Here is a 14,320-nt window from a genome sequence, read left to right as displayed (position 1 = left end):
AGGCCAAGGGCAAGAAGAAGTAGCACACCCAGGCACTCCAACGGGGCCGGCTCCTCCGTTGGGGGGCCGGCCCCACCGCTGTATTTGCTGCCTTCTACGTAGTATCGGGGAGCTCATTAATAGTGGAGAAACCTAGGATATGGACGCCGACACATATTTGCACAGTGTGCTCTCGAAAATTACCGCTCCCACGGGAGTGAGTGGCCCGGGAAATATCATCCGCGCCGGGTTACTCCCCTACGTCAGCCAGTGGGCTGGTCGCCAGCTCGTATCTCTCGATGTCTCAGGCTCGTACGCAAAGGGCACGGCGATCCTCGGCGGTACCGACGTTGACTTGTTTGCATCGTTAAGACCCGAGACGAGCCAAACGCTGAAGGAGATCTACGACAGCCTTGCTAGTTATCTTGGTGGGCAGGGCTTCTCGGTCCGTCGACAGAACGTATCTATCAACGTCACGTATCAAAGCAAGTCAGTTGACATCACGCCTGGCAGGCTCCGGAATGCCTACAGCACTGATCACAGCATTTGGGTATCGCGCCAAAATACTTGGCAACAAACGAATGTCGGCAGGCATATTCAGAGCATCGGAGGGTCTGCTCACACTGACGTCATTCGGCTCATGAAGCGTTGGCGGAAGCTGCACTCGCTCGAGTTTCCGTCTTTTGCGGTAGAGCTCGCGGTCCTACGTGGTCTGCAACAGACGTCGCGTTACAGCGGTCTCGCAAGTCGTTTCAACCTCGTTCTGGAATTTCTGCGCGATCGAATTGGGACAGCACAGCTCATCGATCCGGCGAACAGCAACAACGACGTCGCAGATGAGTTGACCACTGCGGAGAAGACATCGATCGCCACGCAGGCGAGGCAGTCACGCAACGCGACGTACTGGGAGCAGGTGGTGTGGTGACCCGGCCCGATCCATCCTCACCCTCGGGTATCGAGGTGTATTTCCTTGCGCTGCAGGAACAGTTAGCAGCGTCGCTAGGACTTACGAAGGTCATTCCGCATCCCGTCGGCATGGGGGACGAAACCGAGGGGAACTGGGTCCAGATGCTGTCTGCACACTTGCCACGGCGCTACCAGGTTGTCGACAAGTGCTTTGTCGTCGACCATCGCGGGGAATGTAGCCAGGAGATCGATATCGCACTCTGCGACCGCCAGTACACAACACTCATTTTGCGAGCTGGCACTCGCATATTCGTGCCAGCGGAAGCCGTCTACGCCGTCTTCGAAGTCAAGCAGCGCACTAACCGAGATTACGTCCGGTACGCCGCGGAGAAAGTCCAATCCGTACGGAAACTTGAGCGGACCAGCGCGCCGATTGTGCACGCCGGTGGCGTCATCAAGGAACCGAGTGCACCCAAGCCGATCCTCGGCGGATTACTCACAACTACTTCAGACTGGACAGTGCTCGGGGTACCGTTCGTGGACGCATTGCACAACCAAGTCGCCGAAGGTCGTTTGGATATCGGCTGCATCGTCAAAGTGGCGGGCTGGGAAGCAACCTACAGCGATCAGCCAAGCGTAAGTCGAAGCGTGCCAGAGCACGCCCTCGTCTTCTTCTATCTCCGGCTTCTCGCGGCACTTCAACAACACGGCACAGTGCCGGCAATGGATTTCGGCGCGTGGAGCGGCTTTCTGCGGCACGACAGCGTCGAGTCGTAGCCGGAGACGTGCATCATTGGCGGGCTCGAGGCATACTGAGCCCTCGTTCATTCAACGCCTTCCACCTGACATGGGCTATCGGCGGGCTGGGTGTCGGTGGCTTGGGCGGTCTTCTGCAGTTCGGGGAGACTCTCTTCGAGAGCGGCCTCGTCGCGGATCTCGATGCCGCCGGTGGCCTTATTTACCGAGATGTTGCTCGCTGCGCCCAGTCGTAGGCGTCGTCGTGCGGCAGCACCTTCAGCAGGGTGTAGACGTCGCCGGAGTCGGGGGCCAGCAGGATACCGCGCCAGAACTGATCAATACGGATCGACCGAAACCGGGGATTGCGCGCGTTGTTGATTTTCTCCAGGTGACGTCCTGTGTGGGTGGCGGTGTCGAACTCGTCGAACACCTCGGTGACCCGTTTGGCGACTGGCTTCTCCAGCTTCACCAGGTCAGACAGAAAACCTGTCGATGGCGAGGGTCGGCATGTCGGTGGCTGCTCCCCAAATCTGTTGTCAGCGTGTAGCAGGACTCACTTACGGTGCCGTGGACCCGATCCCGCCGGGATATCGGCGAGCGGCTTCCACCCCTTACCGCCCTTGGCGATTGCGGCGGCCATGCGGTCGTAGGCTTCCAAGACAAGTCGCTTGGTGCGGAACTCGCCGAGGTCACGTTCCTCGTTCTTCCGGACGACCGGGAAGGAGTCGAGGACATGTTCGGATTCGTCGCGGTCGAGTCCGTATACGTGGAGGAAGCCGGCGTCGAGGTCGGCACGAATAAGCGCGCGACGGTCGGGATCCCAGTGAAAGGGCGGGCCGTCATGGCCAAGGTCCTTCGCATACGGCTTGAGACGCCACGAGGTGTAGGAAAGTTCGAGAACGTACGGAGTTACCCACTCACCAAGCGACAACTGTCTGTGCCATAGCGCTCGATCATCGAAGGTCTCTGGCGTTGGGCCAGCTAGCTGCTTGATGATGTTGTAGGTCATATGAGTGCCGCTCAACTTCTGCCGTGCGACGTAGTCGAAAACAAGAGTTGACCAGACGGCTTGTAGGCGGGGTGCCGACGCGGGCTCGGCTAGGAAAGCAACCGGAAAAACATGGCCCACTGCCGAAGCTGGCAACACCGATGGCAGGAGGGTGCGCGAATCGCTGGAGCGAGCAATATCGCGCCAACCAAGAAGCCAGTCCCGATCCCAGCGGCCCGCGAGTCTCGCAGACACCTCGCTTCGATCAATCCAGTAGCGGGCAAGGACCTCCATGTCCGGATCGTCATGCTCCTTGTCCGATGGTCGAGGCAGGGAGCCCACGTTCAGTTGGGCTTGGGTCGCACCCCGATAGGTGGAGAAACGGTGATCGAAGTGGCTCAGCATCTTCGCCTCATAGAGAGGCACATACTCCTTGCGCCCGTGTTCGTAAGACCAACCATTGAAGTGAGCACGGGACAGGTCGTCGGCCTGATGGAATAAGTGCGAATCAGACGCCATGTTGAAAAGACCCTGACTGAAAGACAATCCCCATGCGTTGCCGTCAGGATCATCATCACGGATGAGTACGGGGTGACGGTTGTATATGCCAAGAGTGATGTCGGCGTCGACGCGGCTGCGGAACATCGGCAAGGTGCCTGTATTTGGGTTCATCCTCAGCACCTCGTTTGGTGCCAAGGCGAAACGACGTGACGCGAGGTCGGCGATGTGGCGGGTAAGGAAGGCGAATCGAGTTTTCTTGATCGTGTGTCGGCTGCCGGTCATCACGGTGACAGCGAAGCGTACCCGGTGGTCTACGTCGCGGAAGATTTTGTCTTCGTTTTCGAAGTCGTAGAAGGCATATAGCCGCTTGGCGCTCAGCGTATCCGAGAAGAAAGCCGAGGTTGTCTTGTCGGTGGCCAGGCCCGTGGGCGTGAGGATGCCGGCGGCACCGTGCGGTCCGACGACGGTGCGCATGGTTTCAGCGAACAAGCTGTAGGTGTTGATCTTTCCTGTAGCCGTCAGCGGGTACCGGCCGCCGCGAACGAAGTGAGTTGTTGCCTCCGACTCGCGAGCGGCGTCCCGATAACGCTGATACAGCGGGAGGTCTGTCGTCGCGAGTTTCTCGATCATCTTCTTGCGGGCCGCCGCATTCGGCGCGTCAGCGATATCGTTACGACCCAAGTTACTGAAGAACTGTTTGTCCTCCATCTGCAGCGTTTCCCAGGGCGGATTGCCGATCACGCAGGAGAAGCCGCCGCTCCAGCCGGTCGCCGGGTCTACTTGTCCGCCGTCACCAACTGTGAAGATGGTGGGAAATTCCAAGTGCCAGTGAAAGAACCGGTACTGGCGGGCGAGTCTCCCAATCTGCTTGGTGATGCTCGAAGGTACGGTTTGTCCTTCGGACAGGGCGCGCAGGGTTGCGTGGGTGATCCCGTGGCCGGAACTGTGCGCCCCGGTTTTAAGCTGGACGAATGCGGCACACCACGCGTCAGCGGTCAGCTTAGCGGCTTTGAGGTCGCGATCGTGTTCGAGCTTGCGCCAGGCGTCGGCACGAGCGCGCAGTTGGGCGAGGTCGGCGATGGTGCCGGTGTCGGCCTCCTGGGCGGCCTTATGGAATTGGCCAGTGTCGACGTTGAGTGTCTCCGAACCGAATTCGAAACTGAGCTGGTCGGTGTCGGCTTCACATTCGGCCTTGTTGCGGGCCTTGAGTTTGGTGGTCCAGGCTTTGTCATCGTCGCCGAGGGCGACGAACGCGGTATCGGGAATGTTGTTCTTCAGCAGGGCGGGGGTGGTGCCGAGCAGGGTGTTGCCTACGCGGAAGTGTGCGTCGAGGAAGGGCAGCGGCCGGCTGGCGTCGAAGGCTTCCAGCAATAACGCGACCTTGGTGATCTCAATGGCGAGGTCGTTGATGTCGACGCCGTAGAGGCAGCGTTCGATGACATCGGCGGTGGCGGCGCGGACGGCGGCGGGGCTGGGTTCAGTGTCGCCGGTGCGGACTTCGGCCAGTGCGGTGGCGATGCGTCGGGCTGCACCGACCACGAAATGTCCGCTGCCGCAGGCGGGGTCGACGACGGTGAGCGCCAGCAACGCTTGTTCCGGATCGGACTGCTTCCGCGCGTCGGCGATGAGCGGGTCGAGGGTTTCGGTGAGCACGACGTCGATGAGTTCGGTGGGGGTGTAGTAGGAGCCGGACTTCTTGCGTTCGTTGCCGGCGGCGACGGTGAGGCTGAAGGTGTGGTCGGTGGGGTCGTAGCGAGGGGTATAGGCCAGCAGCCCTTCGTACATGCCGCCGAACTCTTCGCTGTCGAGGTTGCGGTAGTCGACGTTGCGCGGCGTGCCGGTCTGCGGGTCGCTGATCTGGGACAGCGCCTTGATGGCGGCGACGAATGCGTAGTTGGGCAGTCGGGCGCCGTCAAGGATGCCGAGGAAGTCCCGCGCGTACAGCCCGGCGCCCAGGCCGTTGAGGCCGAGGGCGGGCAGGCCGTGGCCGGCCAGGGCGTCGGTGATGATCTGGTGGGCGTCCCACAGGTCGGTGTGGCGTCCGCCGGCGTGGGTGGTGGCCAGTTGGCGCAGCCGGGCGGTGGAGAAGTAGGTGGAGTAGCGTTGCCGGGCTGCGGGTTTGGCGGCGTCGGTATGCAGGAGCTCGCGGTCCTCGGCGACGAACAGCAGGATAAGCCGATAAGCGATGCGCAGTAGGGCGCGGTGCAGGTCGAGGTCGGCGTCAGGCGCGCTGGCCAGCGCGTCGCGAAGGTGGGCGTTGTCCGGGCAGGCCAGAAAGCCGTTGCCGAGCTGTTCCATGGCGACGGCGATGCCGTTTTGCAGATTAAGCCGGGCCCGCGATCCGACGTCGATGGCTTGCAGGCGCCAGCGTTCCAGCCAGCAGTTGTCTAGCCGGGCTTCGGGCAGTTCGGCCTCGGTGTCGACGTCTTCCTCGTCATCGCCCTGGGCGGCAGCGGTCCCGGCTTGTTTGGCGGCTGCGCCGGTGAGCCGGGGGGTGAAGCGGGTGGCGTGCGCGGTGAGGAACAGCAGGCGGAAGTCGGCGTAGAGCTGGTTGGCGAAGATCTCGTCGAGGTCGAATTCGACGTAGGACTGCCGCGACAGCGCGGAGGCGTCGCGGAGCAGCCGCAGCTGGCTGCCGTTGGACAGGATCGCCCACAGCGTCCGGTCTTGGCGGTTGAGGTAGTCCTGCACCATCGACTGTGGTGCGCGGGCGGTGACCCCGGCGGTTTTGGCGTCCAGGGCGACGCGGGCGCCGAGCAGGTGGATGGGCACCCAGGCGGTGGGTGAGGCGGCGTCGGGGTAGGACCAGCGGTGGGAGATCGGGAAGTGTGCTGTAGTGGTATCGCCGAGTTCGCCCTTGATGTCGAGGCCGCCGCTGACGATTTCGATTCGGCCCCAACCGAGTTCGTAAAACAGTGGAAGCAGCCATTTGTCGCGGGTGATTTTGGTGGCCGGGTCGGTGGCCGGAAGTTTGGTGAGCGCTTTGTGCCATTCGGCGTAGGCGGCCAGCATGGCGTCCCAGGCTCGGGCGATGGCGGCGTTGACTGTCATGCCGGGGGGCAGCTGGTAGTCGGCGGCGGTTTGGCCGGGCATCCGCAGCTCGGCGGCGTTGGCTAGGACGTCGCCGGTGAGTACGGTGCCCACGGTGCTGATGGACCGGAACGGGGATAGCGCGCTCATCGGGCGGCCCCGTCTGGGAGGAACACGTAGACGCCGAGCACGTCGGGTGGTGGTAGCAGTTTGGCGGTCACGGTCTTGCCGCCGGCGCGGCTGCCAGTGCGCACGTCGCGGTGCTCGGCGACGAGCTGGTCGGCTTTGTGCCGGCCGGTCGCCTCGAGGTGGCTGTGTAGGTCGGGCAGGCGGTGCAGGGCGCGGGTCAGTTGGGTGTCGGCGAGTGCGTCGGCGACGTTGGCGGTGGGCGGGATGGTGAGCAGCTGGTCGACCTCGTCGGTGGGCAGCCAGTGGATGTGGTCGCCGGTGGCGGTGAAGGCCAGGAAGTGGGCGTCCTCGGCGACCTGGGTAACCGTGGCCCGGGAGCCGGGCAGGGTGACCTCGAAGCGGTAGCGCACCACCAGCAGGGTGGTGACCTTTTGCACGGCCGAGGAGCGGGCCACTGCGGCGCGCCGGCCGGGCCGCAGCAGCGCGGACAGGGTGGGATCGAGGGCGGCGTCGAGCACGTAGCGGGACAGGGTTTCCACGACGGCGTCGACGCGGTTGAGCACGTGGTGGCCGGGCGGCACGGGCAGGGAGCGGTGGAAGTGCAGCCGGTGGTCCTTGGTCACGGGCAGCTGGTTGCGCACCTCGGGGGGCAGGGTGTCGGTGCGGGCGGTGAAGCCGTCGGCGGTGTCGGCGATGGTTGCGCCGAGCAGGGACAGCGCGGTGCGGGTGAAGTGTTCGGCGTCGGCGGGACCGCCGAGGGCGCTGCGGATCTCGTCGAGGAGTTTGGACACTGCGGCGGGTTTGATGCCGGCCTGGCGGAACCGGGAGCGGGAGGCCTTCTCTCGTTCGGCGACGTTGAACCATTCGACCTCGACAGCTTCAGCCAGTGTGTGCGAGGTTGCTGCCCCGAGGTCGAGAGTGAGTTGTTCGGTTTCCTTGCCGCGCAACAGGAGTGACTCCCAGATGGCTTTCATCACGGTGGTGGAGTCCACCGGCACCGGCACCGAGACCCCGGTGGCTTTCAGGATCTTGTTGTGCCGGCGGATCAGGACGTCGAGCACGATGCCGTCGATGCCGTTGTCCTCACCGTAGTAGGTGATGGTGCGCACGGTGTCGGCTTGCTGGCCGAAGCGGTCCACCCGGCCTTCGCGTTGTTCGTGGCGGGTGGGGTTCCAGGCCAGGTCATAATGCACGACGGCGGTGAAGCCCTCCTGCAGGTTGATGCCTTCCGAGAGGCAGTCGGTGGCGATCAGCAGCCGCGGGCCGGGGTGGTCGGTGAGCGTATTGACCCGCAGTTCGCGCTCCTCTGGGGGCAGGTTGCCGGTGACGGCGTCGATGCGCAGGCCGGCAACCTTTTTGGTCAGGGCGGCGCCCAAGTGCTCGGCGAGGTAATCGCCGGTGGGAATGTAGCGGCAGAACACGATGGGGTGGTAGCCGTCGGTGAGCAGGCCGGTCAGCAGCGGGATGAGCCGCTTGAGCTTGGCGTCGGCCTTGGGGCCCTTGAGCTCCGCGGCGGCGACGGCAAGCTCGCGGAGCCGGCGTTGGGTTTTGGTGGGTTTGGTGTGTTCCTCGATGTCCCAGCCGAACGCGGTGTCCTCGCCCTCGGTGGTGTCGTCGATGTCGGTGTCCAGGATGCGGGGTTCGGCGCGGGCGTCCAGGGATTCGGTGGTGTCGTCGGCGCTGAGCGCGGCCCGGTTGAGGAGGGTCTGTTCGGCGGCGGCTGGGCTGGAGGCCAGGCAGCGCAGCAGCGCGATGGCCGACCACCAGCGGACCCGGCGGTGCACGGCGCTCAGCGTCGGGTCGTCGACCTCTTTGCGGACGAAGGCCATGACGTTATCGAACAGCTCCCGGTAGCCGGGGGTCAGCTGATACGAGGTCTCGGTGGACTGTCGCTCCGGGAACGGGGTGTCCTCGTCGAGGTACTCGCGGATGTCGGCGCGCTGTCGCTGAATCATGAATTGCGCCAGCAGCTTTCGGTCGTTTTCACGGTCGCGGCCGGACAGGTCGGCGGGCAGGTCGTCCAGCCGGGCGTCGAGCAGACCGATGAGGGACTGCCAGGCCTCGTTGTCGCCGCTGTGCGGGGTGGCGGTCAGCAGCAGCAGGTGGCGGGTGGGGTCGTCGGCGAGCTTGCGCAGCAGCGTGTAGCGCAGGTGGGCATGCGAGGTCTTGGCCGCGGTGGAGGCGGCCACGCAGGTGTGGGCCTCGTCGACGATGACCAATTCCGGGCAGTACACAGCGAATTCGTCGCGGCGGGTGTGCTGCTTGATGAAGTCGGTGGAGATCACCAGGTGCGGGTAGTGCTCGTAGAGGGTGGACCCGAACGGCACGGTGCGTTGCAGCCGGTTGACGGTGGAGGGCAATAACAGCTTGGCGTCGATCCCGAACTTGGTGGCCAGTTCGGACTGCCACTGCGGGGCCAGCTGCGGCGAGCAGAGCACGGCCAGCCGGTCGGCGTCGCCGGTGGCCAGCAGTTCGGCGACGATCAGTCCGGCTTCCACGGTTTTGCCGATGCCGACGCCGTCGGCGATCAGCAGCCGGGTGGTGTCTTGGGCGGTGGCCATCATCAGCGGCACCAGCTGGTAGTTGCGGGGGGTGACGCCGATGCGGGCGAAGGAGCGGAACGGGCCGCCGGTGGCCTGAAACGACAGTCGCAGCGCGTCGCGCAACAGCCGGGCACGGGTGGAATCGCCGCGGTCCTCAACCGTGGGCGGGGTGAACACCGACGGGGTGGGGTGGTCGAAATCGCGTAGCAGCAGCGTGGTTTCGGCGTCGCTGCCGCCCAGCGGGCGGGCGTGCAGCATGGTCTCAGTGCCGCCGGGGATGACCAGCCAGTCGCGACCGCGGGCGCGCACCAGGGTGCCGGGCGGGAAAGTGGTGGCCGTCATGCGCCGGGGTTCCCGTTGCCGAAGATGTCGGGGTGCGCGGCAATAGCAGGCAGCCAGCCTGCTTCGACGTCCCCATACTTGAATCGCATTACCAGCCAGCCGAGTTCATCCTCAAGCTTCATCTGCGCTTTGTCGTCCGTCTGGTGCTGGTGATCGCTGTCATGAACCGGGCCGTCGATGAACACAGCGACGCTCATCCCCGGTGTGTGGTAGGCGAAGTCCGGGCGAACGTAGTAGCCGTCAACGATCTGCTGCGCTTCGTCGGGCAGTCGGTATCCGTGGGCCTTGAGCATGTCGAGGAATTCCCGTTCGAGGCTGTTGCTTACAGCTGCAAGCTTTTCGTACTGCTCGTCGGGGGCATCGCTGGCGGCAGATTCCGCCTCGGTGGACGCCCGAGTCAGGCGTTGCAGTAGCCCGAGTACGGTGTGGCGGTCGAGGTGCTGGTGGTCCCATTGGTTGGAGTACGACAGCAGGCAGTCGTAGCAGGCTTGGGCGCAGTCCTCCCTGGCGTACGGGGCACGGTGCCGGTCCTCGCCGGTTTCGGGGTCGAAGTGCAGTAACTCCAAGGCTTTTCGGGCGACAGTCCGCAGCTGGCCGTCCTCGGTGGCGACCCGGCGCAGCACCCCGGCCCCGCCTTCGGCGGCTTCGAAGAACAGCAGCCGCGACCAGGCGTTGTCGCCTGTGTGGCCGGGCAGCGGCTCGACCGCCAGTTCGCTGCTTTCCAGCTGGTACACCGTTTCGATGCCGCGCTTCAGGGCATACATCAGCGCCATCCGCTCGTCGGTACCGATGCCGGGGTCCAGGTGCATGACCATGGCGTTGCGCCGGTCTTCCACGTAAGGCACAACCAGGCGAATGCGGGGGTCCTGGCCTTCGACGTTTTTGGCCAGGTCGGCCTCCTTGGCCCAGCGGCCTTCCAGGGTGTCCAGCAAGTAGCCCTTGACGTGTTTGTCCTTGCGGCGTCGTAGGCCGACGTTCATGCGGCGGATCAGTGCGGTGTCACCGTAGGTGATGGCGGCCACCTCGTCGCCGTCAACGGTCACGGTGCTGGTGGTCTGCCCGGCGCGTTCGCCGTGCGGCACGAACCGGATCGAGGTGATGATCTCGTAGCCGGCGCGCTGGCGTTCCTCCTCGTCGGCGCTGATCCGGTCGCGGCGACGGGTTTTCACCGACATCAGCCGCATCATGTGGGTCAGCGTTTCGAGCGAGGCGCCGTTGCAGTGCTGGCACAGTTCGACACCGGTCGGGTTGTCGTGCAGATAGCCGCATGTGTTGCAGCGTTTGATCTCGGTGATGTTGACCCCGGCGCCGTCGTCGCGGGCCGGCAGGCTAACCCGATCCACCTCGTAGCGGGCGCCCTCGTGGTAGATGAAGGCGTTGGGGCCGAATTCGCTGATAGCGATGAACCTGGGCCGCTGCACGTAGTCGCCCTGGCCGTTCTTCGTGCGCCGGTCGGCTGGGATGAATGCCGCCAGCGGCAGCCGGGGGAATGAGTAGCCGGGCAGGAAGCCCTCGGAGGCGAAGTAGCGGTAGGGGTAGAAGTCGCTCTGCACGATGTCGTCGACCTGACCGCGCAGCAGGTCCAAGGCGGCGCGGGCCTCGATGATGCGGGCGCGGGCGCCGCGTTTGGCCGGTTCGGAGGCGCCGATCTCCTTGAGCACCTTATTGGAGGCGTCAAGTTCGGCCAGCGCCTCCCGGTATAGGGTGCGCCACCGGTCGGCGGCCTCGTTGAACTGCGCGGGGGCGCCGGCCACGGTGTCTTTGACCCAGTCTGGGGTCCACCACGGCGCCTGAGTGACCTCCGGGGTGGCGGCCAGCACTTTGGCGATGGCGGCGGTGGCGCCGGTGCGGGCGGTGTTGGAGTTGGTGGTGGCCAGCACCTCGGCCCGCAGCGGCAGCGCGGCTTGGTCGATGTCAATCAGGTCGACCATGCTGGCCTTAAGGTCCAGCTCGCATGCGGCCAGCCAGATGGAGTGCGCGTGCGCCCGGACCAGGTCCTGGTTGCCCAGTTCCAGCCGGGGCGGGGCCACCGCCCCGGCGACCATGTCGTGGCTGCGGCCGAAATAGTAGGCGTCGTGGGCGTTTCCGGTGGCGCAGTAGGTCAGCACCACAGCGGGTTGCCCGGAACGACCGGCCCGTCCGGACCGTTGCGCGTAGTTGGCCGGGGTGGGAGGGACGTTGCGCATGCCGACCACATTGAGGCTCTTGATGTCCACGCCGAGTTCCATGGTCGGCGAGCAGTACAGCACCGGCAGTTTGGCGTCACTGAAGAGCTTCTCGCGTTCCTGGCGGATGGTGGGTTCGACCTGGGCGGTGTGTTCGCGCGCCTCCAGGCCGACCAGTCCCTTGGCGGTCTCCTCGTACAGGTGCCTGAAGAACGGGTTGACCCGGCCCTGTTTCTGGTTGCCGCGGATCGGGTCGGGTGCGCGGGATTCCCCTGATGCGCAACGCCATTCGATCAGGCTGGACTTGATCTGGTAGCCGGTGCGCTTGTTCGAGCCCTTGATCTCGGCGAGGATGCCGGCCTTGGCCATGGTGGCGAAAAGGCCGGCGATGACCACGTCGGCGTCGGCGGGCTTTAGCTGATGGTCGTGGCGCGGGAAGCGGTCGTGGCGGCGCAGCCACCGTCCGTAAAGGCCCAGCCCGGAGACGTAGAGGTCGCCACCGAACGACCCGCCGCGGGGCCGGCTGCCGGGAAAGGCGGTGCCGGAGTACACCCCGGTCTCATCCGACAATGTCCATGGCGCTTTGAGCCATTGGGCGCTGGCGCGTTTGATCGCGTCGTATTTCTCCTCGGTGAGGAACTCCGACTCGATGCACAGGTTGCGCCGCATCTCGTCGAGCAGCGCATGCATGACCTTCGAGCGTGTGGCCGGTTCTGCCCCGGCCAACGGCTGGCCGGCGGCCTGCCACTTGGTGTCGTCGGCAGCCAGGTCGTCGAGCCCGCCGTAGCTCAGGCGCAGTTGCCCGGTCTGCTCGAGGTTGGGCATGGTGATGCGCCAGCCGCGTTTCAGGTCGGCCCACACCCGGTAGGTCACGACGTCGCGCAGGGCGCGGGCGATCTTCTTGCTGGGCATGGGTTCTGACGCGCTTTCCGGGTCGCGGGCGAACAGGGTGAGGTCGCCGCCGAGCGCCTTGAGTACCTCCATGCCGAGGGTGTCGTCGGTCAGCGGTTCCTCGGGATGCAGTTCCTCCTGGTGCCTGGCGGCCCGGTAGAGCGCCGACCGGACCAGGCCGACCAGGGCGAAGTCGTTGAAGTGGCCGGCCTGCAGGCTGGCGTCCTGGCGGTTGTCACTGAACGCCAGGAACTTTCGGGCCTCGGCGTCGAGGTCGGACTGCGATCTTAGGGTGCGCACCACCGACTGGGTGAGCACCGTGACGGCGCTGGCGCGCCCTTCGGTGCCCAGGCTGGAGACCCGGGAGAATTCCGACTGCTGGGAACTCTCGTAGCTGGTTTTGCAGGACGGGCAGAAGTCCAGGCGCTCGAAGAATGCCGCCGGCAGGCCGTCATCGACCACGGTGCCGAACTGGTCAACCCGGTAGCCGACCGGCAGACGGTTCACACGCGTCTTGTCCAGGCTGCGGTTCTCGCCGTCGACGATGATCCAGTCCTCGGGGAGCAGGTCGACCACGGCGAGGTCGGCGGGGCTTGGCCATGGGGCCCCGGAGAGGAACAGCAGTCCGGTGGCGTTGGCCTGCTCGCCGCGGGTGTCGTTGAGTGGTCGCGGGCTGAACTTCTCGGCGTTCTTATCGAGGTTGACCACCAGGAATTCCTGGCCGCATTCGCGGCAGAACGCCAGCGGAAACAGCGGCCGACCCGGCGTTCCGTGCGGGGCGCTACGCTGGTACTGGGTTGTCAGGTAGCGGTTTTCGGGGGCTTCGAGGGTGGTGTAGACGGTGTCACCCTTGCCGATGAACTGGTGCAGTTTGAACGCGAACAGGGTGGCACCCGCGGGGTCGCGGACCTTCGAGCCGGCCAGCAACAGCTCGCGCAGCCGTTTGTCGCAGGTCTTGGCCTTCACGCCGGTCAGCGCACTCAGGTCGGAAACAGCGGTGCTGAGCCGTCTCGGGGACTGCCGCGCGAGGCGACCTTCCTTGTCGGTAAGCCCGAAGGTCTCTTCAACCCAGACGGCAAGGGGATCGACCCGCAGCGCCTCCCACGTGCTGGGGGCGTCGCGGCTGAGCCGGGCGGTCAGTGCCGCCGGGTCGGGGCTGCCCATGGTAGCCCGGCGCAGGGTTTCGTCGATGACGTTGCCGGCGCCGATCGGCGTGCCGAAGATCATGGTGGCCACCTCGGCGACCTGCTCGCGCTGGGCCGCGCGAGTGCCCGGGCCGGCCAGGGTGGCGCTGGTGCCGATGCACTGCAGCGCGTCGGCGCCGACGGCGCCACGGAGCCGGCGCACCAGCATCGCAACGTCGGCGCCCTGGCGGCCGCGGTAGGTGTGCAACTCGTCGAGCACCAAAAACGATAGGTTCTTCGCGCTGGCGATCAGACCCACCCGCTCCTTGGGCCGGGTCAGCATCAGTTCGAGCATCACGTAGTTGGTGAGCAAGATGTCGGGCGGGTCGGCCAGGATCCGCTCCCGGTCCACCCGCGACTCCTGGCCGGTGTAGCGCTCGAAGGTGACCTTCGGGTCCTCGGCGCCGAGAAACTTCTCCAGCTCGTTGCGCTGGCTGTTGGCCAGGGCGTTCATCGGGTACACCACGATCGCCCGCACCCCTTTGCCGGAGCCTTCGCGCAAAACCCGGTCGACGATCGGCACGATGTAGGCCATCGACTTGCCCGACCCGGTCCCGGTGGTCAGCACGTACGATTCTCGCCGGTTGGCGACCTCGAAAGCGTCGGTCTGATGCCGGTGGAAGGTGATCTCGCGGCCGGGATCGGACGGCTCGCTGCGCACCCGGAAAATCTCGGTGGCAGCCGGGTGCAGTACGTCGCGGCCGACCAGTTCGCTGACCGTGCCGCCGGGTTCAAAGGCGGGGTTGAGCGCCAGCCACGGTTCGGGCCACAGCAATCCGCCGTCGATTTCGTCATCGACCTTGGTGCGCACCCGGTCGTCCTGGATGTTGAGGAACCCCTCGACGAACGACTTGTAGTCGGTCAGGACCTCGTCGAGCACCCCGAAGGCGTCCACCGCGCCCCTCCTTAACCGTGCCTTCATCG

At 65.3% G+C, this 14,320-nt stretch carries 5 protein-coding genes and 1 pseudogene; 2 read left to right on the top strand and 4 right to left on the bottom strand.

All coding sequences use genetic code 11. The annotated features are described in order from the left end of the window. The first annotated feature begins 139 nt into the window (after positions 1-139). Both G6N66_RS09205 and G6N66_RS09200 read left to right on the top strand, forming a co-directional pair. The gene (locus G6N66_RS09205) at positions 140-904 is read left to right on the top strand and encodes a nucleotidyltransferase family protein (protein WP_085233052.1); all 765 of its coding nucleotides are present in this window, start codon (positions 140-142) and stop codon (positions 902-904) included. Further along, positions 901-1,662 carry a DUF6602 domain-containing protein gene (locus tag G6N66_RS09200; protein WP_139825224.1) on the top strand — a complete coding sequence of 254 codons (762 nt, stop codon included), beginning with the start codon at positions 901-903 and terminating at the stop codon, positions 1,660-1,662. The genes G6N66_RS09205 and G6N66_RS09200 overlap by 4 nt, the downstream gene beginning before the upstream one ends. Before the next feature lie 89 nt (positions 1,663-1,751). Here G6N66_RS09200 and G6N66_RS09195 read toward each other — a convergent pair. The 4 genes and pseudogenes from G6N66_RS09195 to G6N66_RS09180 all read right to left on the bottom strand — a co-directional run. Further along, positions 1,752-2,132: pseudogene (locus tag G6N66_RS09195) on the bottom strand (UvrD-helicase domain-containing protein); the annotation flags it as partial. Between the two features lie 44 nt (positions 2,133-2,176). Beyond that, positions 2,177-6,124 carry an Eco57I restriction-modification methylase domain-containing protein gene (locus G6N66_RS09190; RefSeq protein WP_232079246.1) on the bottom strand — a complete coding sequence of 1,316 codons (3,948 nt, stop codon included), beginning with the start codon at positions 6,122-6,124 and terminating at the stop codon, positions 2,177-2,179. A gap of 164 nt (positions 6,125-6,288) precedes the next feature. Further along, entirely contained in the window at positions 6,289-9,156 is a 2,868-nt protein-coding gene (locus tag G6N66_RS09185) for a helicase-related protein (protein WP_085233055.1), read from the bottom strand. Then, the gene (locus G6N66_RS09180; RefSeq protein ID WP_085233056.1) at positions 9,153-14,291 is read right to left on the bottom strand and encodes a DEAD/DEAH box helicase; all 5,139 of its coding nucleotides are present in this window, start codon (positions 14,289-14,291) and stop codon (positions 9,153-9,155) included. Before G6N66_RS09180 ends, G6N66_RS09185 begins: the two co-directional genes overlap by 4 nt. Between the last annotated feature and the right edge of the window lie 29 nt (positions 14,292-14,320).

Source organism: Mycobacterium conspicuum (assembly GCF_010730195.1).
GTDB classification, from domain to species: Bacteria; Actinomycetota; Actinomycetes; order Mycobacteriales; family Mycobacteriaceae; genus Mycobacterium; species Mycobacterium conspicuum.
The sequence above is the reverse complement of the archived record's forward strand: the minus strand, read 5'-3'. Positions and strand labels throughout refer to the sequence as shown.

Coding starts and splice junctions, on each gene's coding strand:
- G6N66_RS09205 (WP_085233052.1), top strand. CDS start 140: ATGGACGCCGACACATATTTGCACAGTGTGCTCTCGAAAATTACCGCT.
- G6N66_RS09185 (WP_085233055.1), bottom strand. CDS start 9,156: ATGACGGCCACCACTTTCCCGCCCGGCACCCTGGTGCGCGCCCGCGGT.
- G6N66_RS09190 (WP_232079246.1), bottom strand. CDS start 6,124: ATGCTGGCCGCCTACGCCGAATGGCACAAAGCGCTCACCAAACTTCCG.